Below are 20,017 nucleotides of genomic sequence, written 5' to 3'. Positions count from 1 at the left end.
TCACGCGCCGATACCCACCTACGGCTAACAGGACGAGGGAGTTACATGTCTAACGCCAACGAAATCATCAAGAAACTCAAGGACGAAGACATCCGCTTCGTCGATCTGCGCTTCACGGACCCGCGCGGCAAGCTTCAGCACGTCACGATGGAAGCGAGCGAGATCAACGACGACGCCTTCGCCGACGGCATCATGTTCGACGGGTCGTCCATCGCGGGCTGGAAGGCCATCAACGAAAGCGACATGACGCTCGCTCTCGACCCCGAGACGGCTCACCTCGATCCCTTCTTCGCCCAGTCGACGCTGGCGATCTTCTGCGACGTGCTTGAGCCGTCCACGGGCGAGCGCTACGAGCGCGATCCGCGCGGCATCGCCCGCAAGGCCGAAGCCTATCTGAAGCAGACCGGCATCGGCGACACCGCCTATTTCGGCCCGGAAGCGGAGTTCTTCATCTTCGACGACGTCCGTTTCTCGTCGGATCCCTACAACACGGGCTTCCGCATCGACTCGAGCGAACTCCCGTCGAACATGTCCACCGAATACGAGCTGGGCAACCTCGGCCACCGTCCGCGCACCAAGGGCGGTTACTTCCCGGTTCCGCCGATCGACAGCGCCCAGGACATCCGCTCCGAGATGCTTTCGACCATCGCCGCGATGGGCGTGCCGACCGAGAAGCACCACCACGAAGTGGCGGCCGCCCAGCACGAACTCGGCATCAAGTTCGGCACGCTGACGCGCACCGCCGACGCGATGCAGATCTACAAGTACGCGATCCACAACGTTGCGCATTCCTACGGCAAGACGGCGACCTTCATGCCGAAGCCGGTGTTCGGCGACAACGGTTCGGGCATGCACGTTCACCAGTCGATCTGGAAGAACGGCGAGCCGGTCTTCGCCGGCAATGAATATGCCGACCTCTCCGAGACCGCGCTGTTCTACATCGGCGGCGTTCTGAAGCACGCCAAGGCGCTGAACGCCTTCACCAACCCGACGACGAACTCCTACAAGCGTCTGGTTCCGGGCTATGAGGCTCCGGTGCTTCGCGCCTACTCCTCGCGCAACCGTTCGGCTTCGGCCCGTATCCCGATCGTGTCGAGCCCGAAGGGCAAGCGCGTCGAGATCCGCTTCCCCGATCCGTCGGCGAACCCGTATCTCGCGTTCGCTTCGCTGCTGCTCGCCGGTCTCGACGGCGTCATCAACCGCATCCATCCCGGTTCGGCCATCGACAAGAACCTGTACGACCTGCCGGAAGCCGAACTGCGCGAAATCCCGACCGTCTCGGGCTCGCTGCGTGAAGCCCTCGACTCGCTCAATGAAGACCGCGCGTTCCTCAAGCAGGGCGGCGTCTTCACAGACGACCAGATCGACTCGTACATTGCGCTGAAGGAAGAGGAAAACGACCGCCTTCGCCTGACTCCGCACCCGGTCGAGTTCGACATGTACTATTCGGTTTAAGCCAAGTTTGCGCGGTGGCATGCCGCGCATCCCATGCACGCAATGCGAAGGCCGGGAGCGATCCCGGCCTTTTTATTTGCGGCCGAGGGGCGATCTCGCGGGTCGCGGGGCGCGAGCGGCAGGGGTTCCGTTGGCGGTGCGTCAGCCGCGCCAGTGGAGCGCACAGAGCAGCGTGAACAGCCGCCGCGATGTCGGCGTGTCCATCCGGACCTTGCCTTCAAGCCGCTCCTGAAGGATCTGGCTGCCCTCGTCGTGAAGGGCGCGGCGCGCCATGTCGAGCGCCTCGATGCGACTCGGCGGCGCGGTCTTGATCGCCTCGAAATAGCTCTCGCAAATCAGAAAGTAGTCCTTGACCACTCGGCGAAACGGACTCAGCGACAAGATGAAGGTCGCGTCGGCTTCAGCGGCTCCGTTCGCCCGCACCGCGAGGACGAGTTTCTGCTCGATCATCGCGATGTCGAGCTTGTATGGCCCCGCCGGTCCGGCGATCAGCTCGAAGCTGTTCTCTTCCAGCAGGTCGAAGATCGCGACGCGGCGCTCATGCTCGATTTCGAGCGCGTTCGCGCCCATCGAAGCCTCGTCGATATTGACTTCGATCAACCGCGCCGAAGGCTCTGCTTGGGTACGCTCCGGCATGGCCTCCGCCTCAATCCGATCCGTTCGTTCTGACGGCGACCGATCGGCGATGGCCGAACAGGCCCTCCGCCTCGGCGAGTGTCATGGTGGGAGCCGCCAGCACGCCAAGGCTGTCCCGGTTCAGCTTCAGGAGCGACGTGCGCTTCATGTAGTCGAGCACGCCAAGCCCGGAGGAGAACCGCGCCGCGCGCGACGTCGGCAGCACATGGTTCGATCCGCCGACATAGTCGCCGACCGCTTCCGGCGTGAAATGGCCGATGAAGATCGCGCCAGCGTTGCGGATCGCGGGCAGCATGCCTTCCGCGTCGTCGCAGGCAAGTTCCAGATGCTCCGGCGCGAGCGCGTTGACGAGCGGCGGCGCTTCCTTCGCAAGGTCGCGCACGATCAGCACAGCGCCGTGGTCTGCCCAGCTCTTCGCCGCGATGGCGCCGCGCGGCATGATGCCGAGCTGTGCGTCCACGGCCTTCGCGGTCGCGTCGGCGACCGCGGGGGAATCCGTGATGAGGATCGATTGCGCGGCTTCGTCATGTTCCGCCTGCGCGAGCAGATCGGCCGCGAGCCAGACGGGATCGGCTGTGTCGTCGGCGACTGCCACCACTTCGGACGGTCCGGCGATCATGTCGATGCCGACGACGCCGAACACCTGCCGTTTGGCTTCCGCCACCCAGGCGTTGCCGGGGCCGACGATCTTGACGACCGGCTTGATGGTCTCCGTGCCGTAGGCGAGCGCCGCCACGGCCTGCGCACCGCCGATGCGATACACCTCGCGAATGCCCGCGAGATGGGCTGCGGCGAGCACGGCGGGGTTCACCTCGCCCTTCGGCGTCGGCACCACCATGACGAGGCGCGGCACGCCCGCCACCTTCGCGGGAACGGCATTCATCAGGACCGAACTCGGATAGCTCGCCTTGCCGCCCGGAACGTAGAGGCCCACGGAGTCGAGCGGTGTCCAGCGATGGCCGAGTTCCGCGCCGATGTCGTCGGTGTAGCGGTCGTCGGCGGGAAGCTGGCGGCGGTGATGTTTCTCGATGCGCTCGTGCGCGATCTGAAGCGCCGCCTTGAGATCGGGCGCAAGGCCGTGCCACGCCGCCTCAAGCTCTTCCGGCGCAATGGCAAGACCGGTTTCGGCGAGGTTCACGCGGTCGAAGCGCTCGGTGAATTCGAAGACAGCCGCATCGCCACGTTCGCGCACGGCGGCAATCATGGAGCGAACCGCATCCTGTACGTCATGCGGCTGGTCGCGCCGTCCCTGCACCAGGGCATCGAACCGCTGCTGAAAATCGGGCTCCGTCGAACGCAAGAAGAGTGTCAAGAAAGTCGTCCCGTCTTTTTCGAGCGCCGTCCGCCAGTGCCGACGCTCACGATGTTGTTATCGATGCCGTTTGTTCGCCGTGAGGCGCGGCTGCATGGCGGAAGGCTAACCGACCCGAAAGCCCCCCGGCAAAACCTGACGCGTCCCGCCTAGCTTGAATCCCGCACCAGCTCCGCGGGCAACCCCGGCTCGGCCTCGCCCAAGGCATGCTCAGGCTTTATAGCGGTTTTCCACGCCGCGCCAAGGTCGCGCATTTCCGCCTCGATGCACTCGACATGCAAGCGGAGCGCGCCGCCGCCCGCGAAGTAGAGTGTGATAAATCCGCCCGGCGGCTCGGATTCTTCGTAAGTGACGGCGAGAAGCTCGGCGAATTCGCTCGCCGCGCCGGGCCGTATGTTCAGCACCTGCGCGCGTTTGACGCGTTCGAAGCGGAGCGCGCACCGGCAGCGATGGAGCGCGGCGGGATCGCCTTCCCCCTCCACGGCGGACAACCAGTCGAAGCGGTTCAGGATCGCCGCGAACCGATGTTCCGATGGCAGATACGCCATGTCGGCCATGCGGATCACGGCGTCCTGAAGATGGGCGGAGATGATTTTCAGGTCGTCTTCGTCGAGGGCGATGAGCTTGAGTGGAGCTTTGGGGAAAGAGCCCATGACACGAAGCCTCGTTGAGTGAAATTTCACTCATGAATGAAGGCGTTCGATCTCCGCTCCGCAAGACCCAAGTTTCTCTTCGAGGCGTTCGAAGCCGCGATCGAGGTGATAGACGCGGTTCACCATCGTCTCGCCTTCGGCCATCAGACCCGCAATCACGAGCGAAACCGACGCGCGAAGATCCGTCGCCATCACTTCCGCGCCGTGCAGCCTCGGCACGCCCTTCACGCGCGCCATGTCGCCCTTCACCTCGATGTCGGCGCCGAGGCGCGTCAATTCGGATACGTGCATGAAGCGGTTTTCGAAAATCGTCTCGCGGATTTCGGAAATGCCGTCGGCGCGGCACATCAGCGCCATGAGCTGCGCCTGAAGGTCGGTCGGGAAGCCGGGGAAGGGCTCGGTCTCGACGCTCACCGGGGAAAGCCCGGCGCCGTTGCGGGAAACGCGGATGCCGCGATTCGTTTCCGCGATCTCGACGCCCGCGTTGCGAAGCAGGTCGAGCACGCCCGGCAGAAGATCGCCGCGCGCGCCTTCGAGCGTCACCTCGCCGCCGGCCGCCGCCACCGCCATCGCGTAGGTGCCGGTCTCGATCCGGTCGGGCAACACGGTGTGCGTGGCGCCTTCGAGTTCGTCGACGCCCTGAATGTGAATGGTCGGCGTGCCCGCGCCCTCGATCTTCGCGCCCATCTTGGAAAGGCAGGCCGCGACGTCGACCACCTCCGGCTCGCAGGCCGCGTTTTCGATCACGACTTCGCCCTTCGCGAGCGTCGCCGCCATCAGCACATTATGCGTCGCGCCGACCGACACCTTTGCGAAGCGAACGACGCCGCCCTTGAGGCCGCCTGGCGCGCTCGCCACCACATAGCCGCCGTCGAGCTTGATGTCCGCGCCAAGGGCCTGAAGGCCCGTCAGATGCAGGTCGACGGGGCGCGTGCCGATGGCGCAGCCGCCCGGAAGCGAGACGCGCGCCTTGCCTTCGCGAGCCAGCAGCGGCCCCAGCACCCAGAAGCTCGCCCGCATGCGGCGCACGAGGTCGTAGGGCGCGGTGGTGTCGACGATGTCGCGCGCGGTGAAATGGATCGTGTCGCCCTGATGGACGTGGCCGTTCGCGCGCTTGCCATCGAACGCGGCGTCGGTGCCGTGATTGCGCAGGATGCGGATGAGAAGGCTGACATCGGCGAGGTTCGGCACGTTCTTCAGGGTGACGGTCTCGGGCGTGAGCAGGCTTGCGATCATCAGCGGCAACGCCGCGTTCTTCGCGCCGCTGATCGGGATGGTGCCGTTCAGGTGACGTCCGCCGACTATGCGAATTCTATCCATGATGCTCGCCGGTTGAGTTGATGGTGCCGATTGCCCGGAGAAAGCGGCGTAAGCGCGGCAGGCTAGACGAGCGCCGCGCGCCTAGCAAGGCGGCAGAGCCCTTAATCCATGTCGGGGCTGCCCCCGGAAGCGGTCTGTTTCGCGTCTTTTCGCCGGGCGATGTTGCGACGCAGCGCAGCGGCGAGACGCTTCTTTTTCTCCTCGTCACGCGAAATCTTCGCGACTATTTGCGCGTCCTGCGGGCTTTTCACCTTCGACATGTCCTCTTGCAACCCAGCTGTGATGGTAGGCGCGTGGCTCTAACAAAGTCCTAGGGCAATAGATCAACGGCGGCGCAGTGTTAACACACCGATAACATATACGGTTTTTTTCGAAACCAATCGGCCTTAAAGCCGCGCGACGCCGAAAGCGTTCGGATGAAGCGTGCGCGCGTCGGCTTCGGCGGCGAGCGACAGGCATTGCGAAAGCACGGCGCGTGTGTCGCGGGGATCGATAATCCCGTCGTCCCACAGCCGCGCGGTCGCATAAAGCGCGGTCGATTCGCGGTCGAGCTGGGCTTCGATCGCCTGCGACATCTGCTTGAGCACCGGCTCGTTGACGCCGCCCGCCTTCTCGAACTTCGCGCGCGTGATGATTTCCATCACCTTCGCCGCCTGCGCTCCGCCCATCACGGCGACGCGCGCGTTCGGCCACGAAAAGATGAAGCGCGGATCGAAGCCGCGCCCGCACATGCCGTAATTGCCCGCGCCGTACGAACCGCCGACGAGGATCGTGAATTTCGGCACGCGCGCGTTCGCCACCGCCTGGATCATCTTCGAGCCGTGCTTGATGGCGCCGCCGCGCTCGGCCGCGCTGCCGACCATATAACCCGTGGTGTTCTGAAGGAAGACGAGCGGCGTGCCGGTCTGGTCGCACGCCTGCATGAACTGCGCGGCCTTGGTCGAGCCGTCCGGCTGGATCGCGCCGTTGTTGCCGAGGATGCCGATTTCGAAACCGTTGATTGCCGCAAAGCCGCAGACGATTTCCGCGCCGTAGTCGGGCTTGAAGTCGAGGAAGTCGGAGCCGTCCACCACGCGGGCGATGATCTCGCGCACATCGTAAGGCTCGCGCTCGGAGGCGGGCACAACCCCAAGGATTTCTTCGGCGTCGTATTTCGGCGGGGCGGCCTTCGCGCGGGCGGGCGCGCGGTCCCATTTCAGCTTCGCCAGCAGATCGCGCGCAAGCTGGATGGCGTGTGCGTCGTCGCGCGCCACGAATTCGCCAAGCCCCGTCACGCTCGCATGCAACTCGGTGCCGCCAAGCGCTTCGTCGGTGGTGTCTTCGCCGATGGCGGCCTTCACGAGCGGCGGCCCCGCGAGGAAGATCTTGCTGCGATCCCTCACAAGGATGACGTAATCGGAGAGGCCGGGGAGATAGGCGCCGCCCGCCGTGGACGATCCGTGCACCACCGCGATTTGCGGAATGCCCGCCGCCGAAAGTCGCGCCTGATTGGCGAAGCTGCGTCCGCCTTCGACGAACATCTCGGCCTGATAAAGGAGGTTCGCGCCGCCCGACTCGACGAGATAGATCAGCGGCAACTTGTTTTCGAGCGCGATCTCCTGCGCGCGTAACGCCTTGCGCAAGCCCATGGGCGAAATCGTACCGCCCTTGATCGCGGAATCGTTCGCCGATACGAGCACGCGTTTGCCTGACACGACGCCGACGCCGATGACGCTGCCGCCGCCCATGGCGCGCCGCTCGCCGTCGTCGTCATGCATGCCGAGGCCCGCGAGCGTCGACAATTCGAGGAACGGCGTGCCCGGATCGAGAAGCCGCGCGACGCGCTCGCGGGGCAGAAGCTGACCGCGCGCGGCGAATTTCTCAGCGGCCTTGGCGGAATGCGCGATGACCGCGCGTTCAGCGGCGCGAAACGCCTCCACTTTCGCCAGCATCGCCGCCGCGTTCACCTTGAAGGCATCGGAGCCGGGCGCGATCTTCGAGGCAAAGGGCGGCATCAGCTTTCGTCTCCGGAGTTGAGCACCTTGGGCTTCGCGGCGCGGTGGAACCCGTTGAATTCGGGGGAGGGCGGACTTGTTCCCATGTCGAACAGCGGGTTGCCGAGCGGCGCGCCGCCGTCGATCTGGAGCGTGGTGCCGTTGATGAAGGCCGCGCCCTCCGACAAGAGGAAGCAGATCGCGGCGGAAACTTCGGCCTCGGTGCCGAGGCGGCGCAGCGGCACGTGATCCTTGAGCTTCGGGATGATCTCCTTCACGGGGCCTTCGTAGCGGTCCATGCCCGACGACGCGATCCAGCCCGGCGCGACGGCGTTCACGCGCACGCCCGCGAAGCCCCATTCGAACGCCGCCGTCTTGGTGAGGTTCACCATGCCCGCCCGCGCCGCGCCCGAATGCCCCATGCCGGGCATGCCGTTCCACATGTCTGCGGCCATGTTCACGATCGCGCCGCCATGCTCGCGCATCGACTGCGTGAACACCTCGCGCATCATGAGAAAGCCGCCGGTGAGGTTCGTCGCGACGACGGCGTCGAAGCCCTTTTTTGGGATCGCCATCAGCGGCGCGGGGAATTGCCCGCCCGCGTTGTTGACGAGGCCGTGGATGCGTCCGTGCCGCGCGACGATGCCCGCGACGAGCGCCCGCACAGCGTCTTCGTCGCGGATGTCGCAGACGGCATGCGAGGCGGTGCCGCCGTCTTCGGCGATCTCGGCGGCGGTCGCGGCGAGGCGATCATCCTTGCGGCCGACGAGCACCACCGTTGCGCCGAGGCTCGCCAGTTCATGCGCGGTGCAGCGACCTATCCCGGTGCCGCCACCGGTGACGACATGCACCTGTCCGGCGAACAGACGCGGCCGGAAGATGCTGCGGTAGCTGCCTGCCTCGCTCATGCGCTCCGTCCTCTGATATTTTTGTCAGAGAAGCTAACGCAGGGGTGACGCATGCGTCAACGCGTTCCGCGTGCAAACCCGAAGCCACGGCATTAGCCTGACGTATACGTCAACCCCCTCTTGTTAATGGCAAGCGGATCGGCTACCTTCCGTACCGAACAAACAGGGAGCGCATCCATGGACCTCAACGAAGTAGCCGAAGCCCTGACCAAACGTGTCAGCGAAAAGTCTCCGCTGGGCGGCAGCGTCAAGTTCGACCTCGGCGACGCGGGTTGTCTCTACATCGACGGCACGGGCGCGGCCAACACGGTCGCGGTCAACAAGGCCGACCCGGCGAAATGCACCATCAGCATGAGCGCGGCCGACTTCTCCGACCTCATCCACGGCCGCCTTCAGCCGACATCCGCCTTCATGCAGGGCAAGATGCGCGTCGACGGCGACATGGGTCTTGCGATGAAGCTCGGACAACTCGTCTGAGGCAGATAAGCTCGACCGAGCCAATCCGCGTTCCGGCGAAACCGGCCGAACGCGGATTGAACCGGGCGACGAGAAAGCCGGCACCGCATTGACCGCCATTCGCCAGCGAGCCAAGGCCGAGACATCCGAGTCCGAGAAGCTCTACGGCATTGCCGAGCTTGCCGCGGAACTCGGGATCACGGCGCGCGCCATTCGCTTCTACGAGGCGAAGGAGCTGCTCGCGCCCGTGCGTGCGAATGGCGGCCGCATCTACACGCGACGCGATCGCGCCCGGCTGAAGCTCATCTTGCGCGCGAAGTCCATCGGCTTCTCGCTGGCGGAGGTGCAGCAGTTTCTGGAACTCTACGGAAGCCGGGGCGAGGGGCGTCCGCAACAGGTGTCGTTTCTCGCCGAGCGCTCGGCCGCGATGATCGCGGAACTTGAGCAGAAGCAGTCGGATATCGTCAAGACGCTCGAAGAGCTGCGCGATATCCACGCGCAGTGTCTGCGCTATCTCGCCGAAGATGGCACGCCTTGCAGAACCGCGGGCGATGGCGGGGCTGGCGCTTCGCATAAAAAGAGCCGCCGCACCGCCGGGTGACGGAGGCAACAATGAAATCATGACGGACGACGCGAGGCTGCGCGAATGCGCCCGCGCGCGCATAATTCAGGGAGGACGAACCATGGTGGATGCCTATGTTTTCGACGCCGTGCGCACCCCGCGCGGCAAGGGCAAGAAAGACGGCGCACTGCATGAGGTGACGCCCGTCAAGCTTGCCGCGCAGATGCTCGACGCCGTGCGGGAGCGCAATCCCGGCCTCGACACGAGAGATGTCGAAGACGTGATCCTTGGCTGCGTCTCGCCGGTCGGCGAGCAGGGCGCGGATATCGCGCGGACGGCAGTGATGATCTCGGGCTACGATGAGAGCGTGCCGGGCGTGCAGGTGAACCGCTTCTGCGCATCCGGCCTCGAAGCAATCAACATGGCGGCGGCAAAGGTCATGTCCGGCCAGTCGCCTTTCATCGTCGGCGGCGGCGTGGAAAGCATGAGCCGCGTGCCCATGGCCTCCGACGGCGGCGCATGGCCCATCGATCCGGCGGTGGCCTACAGCACCTATTTCGTGCCGCAGGGTATCAGCGCCGACCTCATCGCGACCAAGTGGGGTTACAGCCGCGACGACGTCGACGCCTATTCGGTCGAAAGCCACAAGCGCGCCGCGCAGTCCTGGGCGGAAGGCCGGTTCGCGAAGTCCATCGTTCCGGTGAAGGACATCCTCGGCATCACGCTTCTCGACAAGGACGAGATGATCCGCCCGGACGCGTCCATGGAGTCGCTCGGTAGCCTCAAGCCGTCCTTCGCCGACATGGGCAAGAATTACGGCTTCGACGGCGTGGCGCTTCAGAAATACCCGGAAATCGAGCGCATCGATCACGTGCACACGCCCGGCAATTCGTCGGGCATCGTGGACGGCGCGGCCGTGGCGCTCATCGGCTCGAAAGACGCGGGCGAAAAGGCGGGCATGAAGCCCCGCGCGCGCATCCGCAGCTTCGCCTCCATCGGCTCCGAACCGACCATCATGCTTACGGGCCCGAGCTTCGCCGCGGAGCGCGCGCTGGCCAAGGCTGGCATGACAAAGGCCGATATCGACCTGTGGGAGTTGAACGAGGCGTTCGCGTCTGTGGTGCTGCGCTTCCGCGATCTGCTCGACATCGCGCCCGACAAGCTCAACGTGAATGGCGGCGCCATCGCGATGGGCCATCCGCTGGGCGCCACCGGCGCCATGGTGTTCGGCACGCTCCTCGACGAGATGGAACGGCGCGGCGCGGCCACTGGCCTTGTCACGCTGTGCATCGGCGCTGGCATGGGCACGGCCACCATCCTCGAACTCGTCTGAGCCATCGCATGGCCGGGCGCGCTCCGGCCGGTGTTCACCAATCGCCCCGCTGGCGCCGTTAAACGGCAGCCTCGGGAGGCAAAGAGGAAACGACCATGAGCAGCATCTCCTATCAAGTCGACGCGGACGGTATCGCCACGCTCACCATCGACCAGCCGGGCAAGTCGATGAACGTCATCAGCCCGGACTTCACCGAGGAACTGAGCGAGGCCATCGAGCGGGCCGCCGCCGATGCGAGCGTCAAGGGTATCGTCGTCACGTCGGGCAAATCGAGCTTCGTTGCGGGCGCGGACCTCATCGGCATGTCGGGCATGATCGAGCACGCGCGCAACGCTCCGGCGGCCGAGGCGCTGAAGGTCTCGTCGCGTCTCACAGAGGTGCTGCGCCGCCTCGAAACCATCGGCAAGCCGGTCGCCACTGCGATCAACGGCACGGCGCTTGGCGGCGGCTTCGAGATCGCGCTCGCCACGCATTACCGCGTCGCGGCGGACGACGAGGCCATCAAGATCGGTCAGCCGGAAGTGCAGGTCGGCCTGTTGCCGGGCGCTGGCGGCACGCAGCGCATTCCGCGCCTCATCGGCATCATGGCGTCCGCGCCGCTGCTGCTCGAAGGCAAGCCTCTTTCGCCGCAACAGGCGAAGTCGTCCGGCCTCATCCACGATGTCGTGCCCGCCGGCGAGCTGCTTGCGAAGGCGAAGGCGTGGCTTCTGTCTCCGCAGGCGGAATCCGTGCAGCCGTGGGACGAGAAGGGTTTCAAGGTGCCGGGCGGCGCGGGCGGCATGCATCCGGCTGCGGCGCAGCTCTTCATGGCCGCCAACGCCATGACCCGCGACAAGACGCTCGGCAATTATCCGGCCGCGCAAGCTATCCTCTCGGCAGTGTATGAGGGCACGCAGGCTCCGATCGACCTCGGGCTCAAGATCGAGGCGAAGTATTTCCTCTCGCTGCTGCGCGGCCCTGTCGCGCCCGCGATGATCCGCACGCTCTTCGTCAACAAGGGCAGGGCGGACAAGCTCGTGCGCCGTCCGCAAGGCGTGCCGAAGGCGAAGTTCAACAAGATCGGCATGCTTGGCGCGGGGATGATGGGCGCGGCCATCGCCTATGTCGCGGCGTCGCACGGCATCGAAGTGGTGTTGCTCGACCGCGACGTGGAAGCGGCCGAGCGCGGCAAGGGCTATGCGCGGAAGCTGGTCGAGAAGGCGACCTCGCGCCGCAAGATGACCGCCGCCGACGGCGAGGCGCTGCTTGCGCGCATCCACGCCACCGCCGATTACGCCGACCTCGCGGATGTCGATTACATCATCGAAGCGGTGTTCGAGGATCGCGCTATCAAGGCCGACGTGACGAAGAAGGTCGAAGCCGTGATCCGGCCCGGCGTGATCTTCGGCTCGAACACCTCGACCATCCCGATCACGAGCCTCGCGGAAGCGAGCGAACGGCCCGAGCATTTCATCGGCATTCACTTCTTTTCCCCCGCCGAGAAGATGCCGCTCGTGGAAATCATTCGCGGCAAGAAGACGAGCGACGAGGCGCTGGCCGTCACGCTCGACTTCGTGCAGGCGATCAGGAAAACGCCCATCGTCGTCAATGACGGGCGCGGCTTCTTCACCTCGCGCTTCTGCATGAACTACATCGGCGAGGGCGAGATCATGCTGACGGAAGGCATTCCGGCGGCGCTGATCGAGAACGCGGGCAAGCTCGCGGGCATGCCGGTCGGGCCGCTTGCGCTCGCGGACGAAACCGCCATCGACCTCGGCTGGAAGATCCACCAGGCGACCGAGGCCGACCTCGGCGATGCGTACAAGCCGAGCGCGGCCATCGGCGTGATGGAGGCCATGTATGTCAAGAATGGCCGCGCGGGCCGCAAGAACGGCAAGGGCTTCTACGATTATCCCGAGGGTGCGCAGAAGACCCTGTGGGCGGGCCTCGCGGACCTGTTCCCGGTGAAGCCCGAGAGCGAGTGGCCGCGCTTCGACGACCTCAAGAAGCGCCTCCTCTTCGCGCAGGCGCTCGATGCCGTGCGGACCATGGAAGAGGGCGTGCTGACCGACGCGGAAGACGGCGACGTGGGCGGCATTTTCGGCCTCGGCTTCGCGCCTTACACCGGCGGCCCGCTTTCGATGCTCGACACTATCGGCATCGCGAACGTTGTCGCGGAATGCGAGCGCCTCGCCGCGACCTATGGCGAGCGGTTCTCGCCGCCGCAGCTTCTGCGCGACATGGCGGCGGAAGGCCGGACGTTCTACCCGGCCCCGAAGGCTGCTGCCTAGAGCATGATCCGCAAAAGTGGTTGCCGGTTTTGCGATAAGATCACGCTGAGACAAAACACTTGAGCGCGCTTCCCGTGCTGGCGCGCTCCAACGATCTTGCCGCACCGCGCGGCGACGTATCAGAATGGCGGGCGCGTCATGCGCCCGCCGCCGCACATGATGGAGGACGCCGCCATGTCGGCCCCCACACCCGACGAGACGAAGCGCCTCTCGCAGGCATTCGCATGCTCGAGTTCGTGGGCCTCGGACGCGCGCCTTACGCCCGAATGCGGGCGCTCGTGCGCAATCCGCGCACCAGCCTCCAGCGCCGCCCCTCACTCCTGATCCTTTTCGAGCCCCAGAAGGCTGGCAGCTGCTCGCGGCTACATGCCAGACGTTAATCTTTTGAATAAGGATCAACACAATGACGTTGCCGATTCTCAAAATCGCGTCCGTTGTGCTGGCAGCCGCGATGCTTGCTTCGCAGGCATTCGCGCGGCGAACGACTACGAATTCCAGGCCGCCGCCTGCTCGCATGGCTCGGGGTTTTGTTGCACCTGTTCTTGCAAGCCTTTATACGCGAAGCCCAGCCTAGCAAGGCTTGAAAACTCAGAAGTTCACGGGCGACAACCTGATCGGATCCGGCTCTGGTCTAGATGTCGCCTCGGCTTGCCACGATGCGAAGCCGCGTCGGCGCGGGTTTTGTCGCATCGGCGATTTCGGGAAGCCTCACGGGCTCCGGCTTCACGATCGCTTTCTTGGCTCTCACGCTCCAGTTCCACAGAGCTTCGGCGGGGATGGGGAGCACGAGAAACCAGTGTTCGATAATGCCGAGAACCAGGATCACGATAGCAAAGGTGAGCGCGAGCGCCTCAAAGGGCGAGTGCTGCATCTCCACCGCCTTGTGCACGAGGACTGCCGCGAACGCCGTCGAAACGGTGATGGAAACCGGGAACAGGAGGTTCATCGGCTTCTTGCGCAGGAAGGAACTCAGGTAGCGAAGGTGCTCGGGGAAGAAATGGTCGTTGAGGTTGCGGACGCCGAGGACCGCGTTCACCTTCGCGCTTGCATGCATGAGCCAGATCACGGTGTAGGTCCAAGACCCGATGTGATTTGTGCCGTTGAGTGTCGCAAAGCACACCGCCACGCCGAGAAGCGCGGCGCTCGCCTCATGATAAAGGCAGGTTTCGGCCGCGTGCCAAAGATGACGCGGGCCCGAACAGCCGGGCGGGCAGGCCGTCTTGCGCGGTCCGGTGATCATGCCGGTGTAGAACGTCAGTTGCGTCCAGGCCCACGCGAGAAGACCGCAGGTAAAGCTGACATAGGCCGCGAGCACGGTCTGGCTCTGGCTTGAAGCGTAAAGGCCGTAGAGCGAACCGAGAAGCACGAGCGTACCGCCGAGCACGCTCCATTTGTAGGTGCGTTTCGGCAGGTTGTTGAGATACAGAACGGCGCCGGTGCTGAACCACCAGACGAACAGGACGTAGAGGGCCGGAAGCGCGTAATGTGTCAATGCTCTGCCCTCGCTACGCCGATCACGGCCACGCCGACTGTGGTGCGGGACGCGTAACCGACGCCGAATTCGATCACGCCGAGCGCGCCGCCGCGATCCCCGCAAACGCGAGGTCCAACCCTTGACGCGAGATGGCGTGTAGCGGGACGCGCCGCTACGTACTCCATGCCCCCGTCTAAGCGCCGACCGACCTTTCGCGGCTCATCGAGCGTCACCTGCCGGGATGGGACGCTCGGGGTGCGAAAATTTCTCCAGCGGGGAGCGTGCGCGCGGAGTGCCGAGGCGAGCTTGGCTGCTCTTGAACCTGGCCGATTCGCCTGGAAGCCCGGATGCCCGGCGACGGCATGCTGCGTCCACTCGAAGCGAGCGGCCAAAGTATTTTCGCGGGCGCGTCGCGGCTTCTGGGCGGCACTCATCCCGTAACCTTGTATGCCCCTTCGAGGGAGTTCTTCTCCTCCTCGAACCGACATCATCGAGGCACGCTCGCCTGCGGAAGGAGTTGCGCGAAGGTATCTGCGTTTCTCTGACCGTAAGCGGCGAGTTCGAGCGTCTCGCCGGTGGATGGATCGGTCAGCGTCAGCTTGCCGTCGTTCCAACGTGTGATGACAAAGGGCGCGTCCGACCCCGCCTTTGACCGCACCTGACGCACCTGCCCAAGGAGGCGTAAGGAAGTGGCCATGAACGTATTCTTCTCGCGCTCCAGGATCTGGAAGGGCTCGGTCGCCCCCTGATCGTAAACCGCGATCCCCCCCGAGGGGGCGTCGCGGAAAATGACCGCGCGATGAGTGACCGGGCGGCGCGATGCGTCCGCGACGCCGCCGTCAAGCCTGTCGACGACGCTCGTGCCGATTACGATCACAAGAAGAACGGCAACTGCCGTGCTTCCAAGAAGCAGCGCTTTGTTCACACCCTTGAGCATGCCGGTGCGTTTCCATTCGATTATGCTGCCTCGGCAGCGGGCTGACCGAGGTCAGATTCTTTCTTTTCCGCACCCTGCTGATCGGTCGCAGCCTGCGTCTCTTTACTCTCATTCTCATCTACGCTCTGCGCGGCAAACGGCGCAAGAGCCTGTTTGAGAATTTCGGCAACCTTTTCCGCTTCCGGCACGGAGCGTAACATCGGCTGCGTCGGCGAGACATGCCATGGCCGCGTATGCGGCCACAAAATGAGATAGGCGATACGGCCCTGGCCCGTCGTTTCGAAAGCGATATCCGCGCAGCCGTTCGAGTGCCGGTTCATGCCGACATTCTTGACGAGGCGCAGCGGGACATTGACGGCTTTCGTCAAGGCGATCCCATAGCGCAACACCACGCGCCGCGTCGTGATCGTGTAGATCGTCGTCTTGGCCAGAAGAATGGACCAGATCACCGCCATCCCGACGACAATGCCGTTCAGGAGCGCGAGAAAGGCAGCAAGTTCATAAGCGTCCGAAACCGGCTTCCCGTCGAGGACGGGAACAAGAAACCGCCACGCGATCAAGACCGCGAAGTAAAGCGTGATGGTGCGCACGTGGCAGATATGGACGGCCAGGGACCGCCATTGAGGCGATCCCTGCCAGAGGATTTTTTCATCCTCGGGAAGCTGGTACGGGAGGCCCCGTACCGGCTCGTAGTCGTATTCACTCATAAAAGGGGCTCCTGGCGAGCCGGAGTGGCGTACAGGACACCGCCAGCGAAGTAACCGCAAACCTTGTCCTCTTCGAGCCGCGTGATGCGGTCCGGATTGGCAAGCTTCGGCGCGTCTTCGATCTGGGCTCCGAGGATCGATTCGAGGACGACCTTGCCCTTGCCCTGGTCGATCTTGGACATCGTGAAGGGAACGAGAACATTCCGGCCCTTCGGGGTCGTCACTTCGAGATAGCGGATGATGACTTCCGAGCGGTCGAGCCATGCATCGCGGATCTTGCCGGCCTTGACGCCATCGGCGCCGTACACCGTGAAGCCGCGCGGGTCGCGGTCGTGCTCGTCGATTGCGTAATCGTTAGCGACGCGCAGGGGAGCGATGCGGGTCAGACCGTCGTAGGTCAGATCCGGCACATCCTGGCGCTGCACCCAGGAAGCCGGGCCGACGCCGTCGATCATCGGGTTGCCGGTGGGCACATACGGCGAACCGGGGTGGCTGCTGAGGGGCTTCATCTTCAGCTCGCGCTCGGGCTTCGCAGGCTGGGGAGAAGTCGTCGTGCCGCCGTGGAAAAGACGGAAGATCTTCTTGTCCGGGATCGTGAGATAGCCGTCGTTCTGCGGCTTGCCCGTCGATTCGTTGATCAGGGGATAACCCTCGCGCCGGTCTTCACGGCGCAGGTAGAGGATCAGGAGCGCGAAGAAGATCCAGAACGCATACAACGTCACCTGGGCGACGTCGAGATGGGATGTGAGAGCGCCGGTTGGCATTAATACCTCCAAAGTTTTTTTCTCAACCCGGATAATCAGCTAGGCCGAATTGCGGCGGCTTTTGCCTTGATGCATCACCCGCTGTGCGCACCAAGGGGCCGATGGCCACGAGCGTCGCGAACAACAGGGCAATTTCGATATGATAGACAATGAGGTAACTTGTGTCTGTGCGCATTAGCGCCTCACCGAGGCTACCGTTCGCCGCAAGGGTCTCGCTAACGTCGCGGATCGCGCCGCCAAGTGCAATTCCGCCTCCTGTCGCAGAGGCGCCGACCGCACCCCAAGCACCAAGCGCTAACCCCGCCTGAGAGGCTTTTGCAAGCTCCATTGCGGCTGTCAACGTCCCCGCCGCGAAAAAGCCGCTGCCAAATCCGAGCGCCACGACGCCGAGTTCAAACAGAAGGCGCTCGCCCACGGGTGCGGAAAAAACGAACGCCGCCAGCGCCAGAAGGCCGATCATCACGCCTTGAGCGGCGAGCCGGTGCGGATTGGCGCCAGCGTCGAGTCGACGCGCGGCTATGGCGAGCGAAACGAGGGCGCCCAGCGCGAAAAAGGCAGTCAGAGCCGTGGTTTGCGACACCGTCATGCCGAGAACCTGACCGCCATAGGGCTCGATCAGGATGTCCTGCATGCTGAAGCCGACGGTGCCAAGACCCAGCGCCACGAAGATGCGCTTCCAGTTCCCGGTCGACATGAAGGTGCGCCACGCCTCGCCGAAATCCGGCTTCGGCTCGTGGTCGACGAGGCGGCGGGGCCTGCGCGGCTCCTGCTTCCACAGTGCGACAATATTCAGCACCATGGTCGCGACCGCGGTGCCTTGAATCACCTCGATGAGCCGCATCTGGCTGAAATTCGTAAGCAGGTCGCCCAGAAGCAGCGCGCTCACGCTCATGCCGATCAGCAGCATCACATAAAGGAAGGCGACGACCCTCGGTCGCTTTTCGGGCGGCGACAAGTCCATCGCGAGAGCCAGTCCGGCTGTTTGAGTCGTATGCATGCCCGCGCCGACGAGCAGAAAGGCAAGCGCGGCGGCGAATTGACCGAGAATCGGTGGCCCCTGCGTGTCGCCCGAGAGGAGAATCAGCGCGAACGGCATGATGGCGAGTCCGCCGAACTGGATGAGCGTCCCGAACCAGATGTAAGGCACACGCTTCCAGCCGAGGAGCGAGCGGTGCGTGTCGGACTTGAAACCGAGGAGTGCGCGGAACGGGGCGAAAACGAGCGGGATCGCGATCATCAGCGCGACGAGCCACGCGGGCACGCCCAGATCGAGAATCATCACGCGGTTCAGCGTGCCGTTGACGAGCACCAGCGCCATGCCGACCGTCACCTGGAACAGCGACAGGCGCAAAAGGCGATGCAATGGGAGTTGCGGGGTGGCCGCGTCGGCGAAGGGCAGGAATTTCGGCCCGAGGCGCTTCAGGAAAATGTACGCAGAGCTGGGATGCGAGGCCGCGCCGGGGTGCTGGCCTTCGGAAAGCTTTTGCGCGCTGGCCGGTTGCGCCGGAGGTACGGCTGCGATCGTGGCGCGGAAAGATTCGCCAGCGTCGGGCAACGGCGGAGCTTCGGCGGGTTGACGGGCGTGCGATTCGGTCGATTCAGGCGGGGAAACGGCTTCGTCCGGTGTCCCCTTGCGAGCACCGGACGGTTCCACGTTCTTATGACCGCCGACATCCGTCACGAGGCGACCAACTCCATCGCGTGCGAAGTGTAGAATCCGTTCACGATCCGCTCCGAGCGCCCCTGAGTGAAGCCCGAAAGGCGGCTATCCTTCGCGATCATCCCTGAAAGTTTGGTTTCCGCAATAGGTTCGATGGCCGGCGAGCGATCGGAGCGGGGGAAAAGTTTGCCTGCGCTGTGCATGACCGAGAGCGCGAGCGTCCTCGGCGCAAAAGTGAAGAGCACCTTCTGGTCGGCGAGCGCCGCGAGTCCGGAAAGCGCGCTCACGAGGTCGTCCGCCTTGTAATGGATGAGCGAATCCATCGCGACGCAGAAGTCGTAGCGGCCGCGCGAGGCGTCCAGCATGTCGCCGGAGTAGAACTCGATTCGTTCTCCGACATCGTCCGGCATGCGCTCTTGTGCGATGCCGACGAGCGTCGGGGAGAGGTCCACCGCCACGACATGCGCACCGCGCCTTGCCGCTTCCACCGAGAGAAGCCCCGTGCCGCAACCCGCGTCGAGAAGGCGCGCGCCTGTGAGGTCTTCGGGAAGCCAGCTCATGAGCGTCGCACGCATGCGGTCGCGGCCTGCGCGAACCGTCGCGCGCACGCCGCTGACGGGTGCATCCGTCGTCAGCTTCGCCCACGCATCCGCCGCCGTCCTGTCGAAATAGGTCTTCAGGTCGTGGCGGCGATCGAGGTAGGACTGCGTCGTCATCAGTTGAACCCCAGGAACTCGAAGATATCGCGGTCTTTCATCGGCTTGGCCTCAAGCGGCTCGGAGCCGTCCCACATGGCCTTCGCGAGTTGCAGATACTCGGCCTGTGCGCGCTCCACGTCCTCGGACGGGTCCATCTCGAACAGCGTCTTCTTCTTGAGGCGCGAGAGGCGTATGCAGTCGAGATCCGGGATATGCGCCATGCGCTTCAAACCGATAGCCGCGTTAAACCGGTCGATCTCGTCCGTCGCGCGGCTGCGATTCGCGATCACGCCGCCGAGGCGCACGCGATAGTTCTTCGACTTCGCCTGAATGGCCGCGACGATGCGGTTCATCGCGAAGATCGAATCGAAGTCGTTCGCCGTCACGATCAGAGCGCGCTCGGCATATTGCAGCGGCGCCGCGAAGCCGCCGCACACCACGTCGCCCAGCACGTCGAACACCACGACATCGGTCTCGTCGAGCAAATGATGCTCTTTCATGAGCTTCACCGTCTGGCCGACGACATAGCCGCCGCAGCCCGTGCCCGCGGGCGGTCCGCCCGCCTCGACGCACATGACGCCATTATAGCCCTCGAACATGTAGTCCTCGGGGCGGAGCTCCTCGGTGTGGAAATTCACCGTTTCGAGCACATCGATCACGGTCGGGATCATGCTCTTCGTGAGCGTGAACGTGCTGTCGTGCTTCGGATCGCAGCCGATCTGGAGCACGCGCTTGCCGAGCTTCGAGAACGCGACGGACAGGTTCGACGACGTCGTGCTCTTGCCGATGCCGCCCTTGCCGTAGACCGCGAACACCTTCGCGTTCCCGATCTTCATGTTTGGATCGAGATGCACCTGCATGCTGCCTTCGCCGTCGCCATTATCCTGGCCTGCGGCGCC

Annotated in this window: 20 protein-coding genes; 5 read left to right on the top strand and 15 right to left on the bottom strand. The window is 64.5% G+C overall.

What is annotated here, in order from left to right:
• Positions 1 to 45: 45 nt before the first annotated feature.
• Positions 46 to 1,455, top strand: coding sequence for a type I glutamate--ammonia ligase (gene glnA, locus KKP04_RS05745; RefSeq protein WP_215027854.1), 1,410 nt, complete (start codon positions 46 to 48; stop codon positions 1,453 to 1,455).
• Positions 1,456 to 1,596: 141 nt separating this feature from the next.
• On the opposite strand, the gene KKP04_RS05740 is transcribed toward glnA, so the two are convergent.
• From KKP04_RS05740 to KKP04_RS05710, 7 genes are all read right to left on the bottom strand, one after another.
• Positions 1,597 to 2,091 carry a UPF0262 family protein gene (locus KKP04_RS05740; protein ID WP_215027852.1) on the bottom strand — a complete coding sequence of 165 codons (495 nt, stop codon included), beginning with the start codon at positions 2,089 to 2,091 and terminating at the stop codon, positions 1,597 to 1,599.
• A 10-nt stretch (positions 2,092 to 2,101) separates the two neighbouring features.
• On the bottom strand, positions 2,102 to 3,403 hold the full coding sequence (gene hisD / locus KKP04_RS05735) for a histidinol dehydrogenase (RefSeq protein WP_215027850.1): 1,302 nt from the start codon (positions 3,401 to 3,403) through the stop codon (positions 2,102 to 2,104).
• A 149-nt stretch (positions 3,404 to 3,552) separates the two neighbouring features.
• Entirely contained in the window at positions 3,553 to 4,056 is a 504-nt protein-coding gene (locus KKP04_RS05730; RefSeq protein ID WP_215027848.1) for a DUF2948 family protein, read from the bottom strand.
• Between the two features lie 30 nt (positions 4,057 to 4,086).
• Positions 4,087 to 5,376: a UDP-N-acetylglucosamine 1-carboxyvinyltransferase gene (gene murA / locus KKP04_RS05725; protein WP_215027846.1), complete on the bottom strand. Its 1,290-nt coding sequence runs from the start codon at positions 5,374 to 5,376 to the stop codon at positions 4,087 to 4,089.
• A gap of 101 nt (positions 5,377 to 5,477) precedes the next feature.
• Complete coding sequence (locus tag KKP04_RS05720) at positions 5,478 to 5,636, bottom strand: hypothetical protein (protein ID WP_215027844.1); 159 nt, start codon at positions 5,634 to 5,636, stop codon at positions 5,478 to 5,480.
• Positions 5,637 to 5,762: 126 nt separating this feature from the next.
• Positions 5,763 to 7,370 (bottom strand): acyl-CoA carboxylase subunit beta, encoded by a 1,608-nt coding sequence (locus tag KKP04_RS05715; RefSeq protein WP_215027842.1) that lies wholly within the window; start codon positions 7,368 to 7,370, stop codon positions 5,763 to 5,765.
• The gene (locus KKP04_RS05710; protein ID WP_215027840.1) at positions 7,370 to 8,257 is read right to left on the bottom strand and encodes an SDR family oxidoreductase; all 888 of its coding nucleotides are present in this window, start codon (positions 8,255 to 8,257) and stop codon (positions 7,370 to 7,372) included. Before KKP04_RS05710 ends, KKP04_RS05715 begins: the two co-directional genes overlap by 1 nt.
• Before the next feature lie 177 nt (positions 8,258 to 8,434).
• Here KKP04_RS05710 and KKP04_RS05705 point away from each other — a divergent pair, with 177 nt between their 5' ends.
• The 4 genes from KKP04_RS05705 (at position 8,435) to KKP04_RS05690 (ending at position 12,878) form a co-directional block, all read left to right on the top strand.
• A complete protein-coding gene (locus tag KKP04_RS05705) occupies positions 8,435 to 8,734 on the top strand; it encodes an SCP2 sterol-binding domain-containing protein (protein ID WP_215027838.1) in 300 nt (99 codons plus the stop codon).
• 88 nt (positions 8,735 to 8,822) lie between these two features.
• Positions 8,823 to 9,314 carry a MerR family DNA-binding transcriptional regulator gene (locus KKP04_RS05700; protein WP_215027836.1) on the top strand — a complete coding sequence of 164 codons (492 nt, stop codon included), beginning with the start codon at positions 8,823 to 8,825 and terminating at the stop codon, positions 9,312 to 9,314.
• A gap of 82 nt (positions 9,315 to 9,396) precedes the next feature.
• Positions 9,397 to 10,608, top strand: a complete 1,212-nt coding sequence (locus KKP04_RS05695) for an acetyl-CoA C-acetyltransferase (RefSeq protein ID WP_215027929.1) — start codon at positions 9,397 to 9,399, stop codon at positions 10,606 to 10,608.
• A gap of 95 nt (positions 10,609 to 10,703) precedes the next feature.
• The gene (locus KKP04_RS05690) at positions 10,704 to 12,878 is read left to right on the top strand and encodes a 3-hydroxyacyl-CoA dehydrogenase NAD-binding domain-containing protein (RefSeq protein WP_215027834.1); all 2,175 of its coding nucleotides are present in this window, start codon (positions 10,704 to 10,706) and stop codon (positions 12,876 to 12,878) included.
• A 631-nt stretch (positions 12,879 to 13,509) separates the two neighbouring features.
• On the opposite strand, the gene puhE is transcribed toward KKP04_RS05690, so the two are convergent.
• From puhE to bchL, 8 genes are all read right to left on the bottom strand, one after another.
• On the bottom strand, positions 13,510 to 14,370 hold the full coding sequence (gene puhE / locus KKP04_RS05685; RefSeq protein ID WP_215027832.1) for a putative photosynthetic complex assembly protein PuhE: 861 nt from the start codon (positions 14,368 to 14,370) through the stop codon (positions 13,510 to 13,512).
• Positions 14,367 to 14,537, bottom strand: a complete 171-nt coding sequence (locus KKP04_RS05680) for a hypothetical protein (protein ID WP_215027830.1) — start codon at positions 14,535 to 14,537, stop codon at positions 14,367 to 14,369. Before KKP04_RS05680 ends, puhE begins: the two co-directional genes overlap by 4 nt.
• Before the next feature lie 302 nt (positions 14,538 to 14,839).
• Positions 14,840 to 15,289: a photosynthetic complex assembly protein PuhC gene (gene puhC / locus KKP04_RS05675; protein ID WP_215027828.1), complete on the bottom strand. Its 450-nt coding sequence runs from the start codon at positions 15,287 to 15,289 to the stop codon at positions 14,840 to 14,842.
• A 20-nt stretch (positions 15,290 to 15,309) separates the two neighbouring features.
• Positions 15,310 to 15,996, bottom strand: a complete 687-nt coding sequence (puhB, locus tag KKP04_RS05670) for a photosynthetic complex putative assembly protein PuhB (RefSeq protein ID WP_215027826.1) — start codon at positions 15,994 to 15,996, stop codon at positions 15,310 to 15,312.
• Complete coding sequence (gene puhA / locus KKP04_RS05665; protein WP_215027824.1) at positions 15,993 to 16,760, bottom strand: photosynthetic reaction center subunit H; 768 nt, start codon at positions 16,758 to 16,760, stop codon at positions 15,993 to 15,995. The genes puhB and puhA overlap by 4 nt, the downstream gene beginning before the upstream one ends.
• Positions 16,761 to 16,782: 22 nt before the next feature.
• Positions 16,783 to 18,189: a BCD family MFS transporter gene (locus KKP04_RS05660; RefSeq protein ID WP_215027926.1), complete on the bottom strand. Its 1,407-nt coding sequence runs from the start codon at positions 18,187 to 18,189 to the stop codon at positions 16,783 to 16,785.
• 248 nt (positions 18,190 to 18,437) lie between these two features.
• Positions 18,438 to 19,136 carry a magnesium protoporphyrin IX methyltransferase gene (gene bchM, locus KKP04_RS05655; protein ID WP_215027822.1) on the bottom strand — a complete coding sequence of 233 codons (699 nt, stop codon included), beginning with the start codon at positions 19,134 to 19,136 and terminating at the stop codon, positions 18,438 to 18,440.
• Complete coding sequence (bchL, locus tag KKP04_RS05650; protein WP_251133933.1) at positions 19,136 to 19,978, bottom strand: ferredoxin:protochlorophyllide reductase (ATP-dependent) iron-sulfur ATP-binding protein; 843 nt, start codon at positions 19,976 to 19,978, stop codon at positions 19,136 to 19,138. The genes bchM and bchL overlap by 1 nt, the downstream gene beginning before the upstream one ends.
• Positions 19,979 to 20,017: the final 39 nt, after the last annotated feature.

The sequence above is a fragment of the Rhodomicrobium sp. Az07 genome (assembly GCF_018619475.1).
Classification (GTDB): Bacteria; Pseudomonadota; Alphaproteobacteria; order Rhizobiales; family Rhodomicrobiaceae; genus Rhodomicrobium.
This window is presented reverse-complemented; position numbering and strand designations above follow the sequence as displayed.

What these genes read in the sequence shown, in the direction of transcription:
- glnA (WP_215027854.1), top strand. Translation starts at nt 46, where the DNA reads ATGTCTAACGCCAACGAAATCATCAAGAAACTCAAGGACGAAGACATC.
- KKP04_RS05740 (WP_215027852.1), bottom strand. Translation starts at nt 2,091, where the DNA reads ATGCCGGAGCGTACCCAAGCAGAGCCTTCGGCGCGGTTGATCGAAGTC.
- KKP04_RS05730 (WP_215027848.1), bottom strand. Translation starts at nt 4,056, where the DNA reads ATGGGCTCTTTCCCCAAAGCTCCACTCAAGCTCATCGCCCTCGACGAA.
- murA (WP_215027846.1), bottom strand. Translation starts at nt 5,376, where the DNA reads ATGGATAGAATTCGCATAGTCGGCGGACGTCACCTGAACGGCACCATC.
- KKP04_RS05720 (WP_215027844.1), bottom strand. Translation starts at nt 5,636, where the DNA reads ATGTCGAAGGTGAAAAGCCCGCAGGACGCGCAAATAGTCGCGAAGATT.
- KKP04_RS05715 (WP_215027842.1), bottom strand. Translation starts at nt 7,370, where the DNA reads ATGCCGCCCTTTGCCTCGAAGATCGCGCCCGGCTCCGATGCCTTCAAG.
- KKP04_RS05710 (WP_215027840.1), bottom strand. Translation starts at nt 8,257, where the DNA reads ATGAGCGAGGCAGGCAGCTACCGCAGCATCTTCCGGCCGCGTCTGTTC.
- KKP04_RS05705 (WP_215027838.1), top strand. Translation starts at nt 8,435, where the DNA reads ATGGACCTCAACGAAGTAGCCGAAGCCCTGACCAAACGTGTCAGCGAA.
- KKP04_RS05695 (WP_215027929.1), top strand. Translation starts at nt 9,397, where the DNA reads ATGGTGGATGCCTATGTTTTCGACGCCGTGCGCACCCCGCGCGGCAAG.
- KKP04_RS05690 (WP_215027834.1), top strand. Translation starts at nt 10,704, where the DNA reads ATGAGCAGCATCTCCTATCAAGTCGACGCGGACGGTATCGCCACGCTC.
- KKP04_RS05680 (WP_215027830.1), bottom strand. Translation starts at nt 14,537, where the DNA reads ATGGAGTACGTAGCGGCGCGTCCCGCTACACGCCATCTCGCGTCAAGG.
- puhC (WP_215027828.1), bottom strand. Translation starts at nt 15,289, where the DNA reads ATGCTCAAGGGTGTGAACAAAGCGCTGCTTCTTGGAAGCACGGCAGTT.
- puhB (WP_215027826.1), bottom strand. Translation starts at nt 15,996, where the DNA reads ATGAGTGAATACGACTACGAGCCGGTACGGGGCCTCCCGTACCAGCTT.
- puhA (WP_215027824.1), bottom strand. Translation starts at nt 16,760, where the DNA reads ATGCCAACCGGCGCTCTCACATCCCATCTCGACGTCGCCCAGGTGACG.
- bchM (WP_215027822.1), bottom strand. Translation starts at nt 19,136, where the DNA reads ATGACGACGCAGTCCTACCTCGATCGCCGCCACGACCTGAAGACCTAT.
- bchL (WP_251133933.1), bottom strand. Translation starts at nt 19,978, where the DNA reads ATGCAGGTGCATCTCGATCCAAACATGAAGATCGGGAACGCGAAGGTG.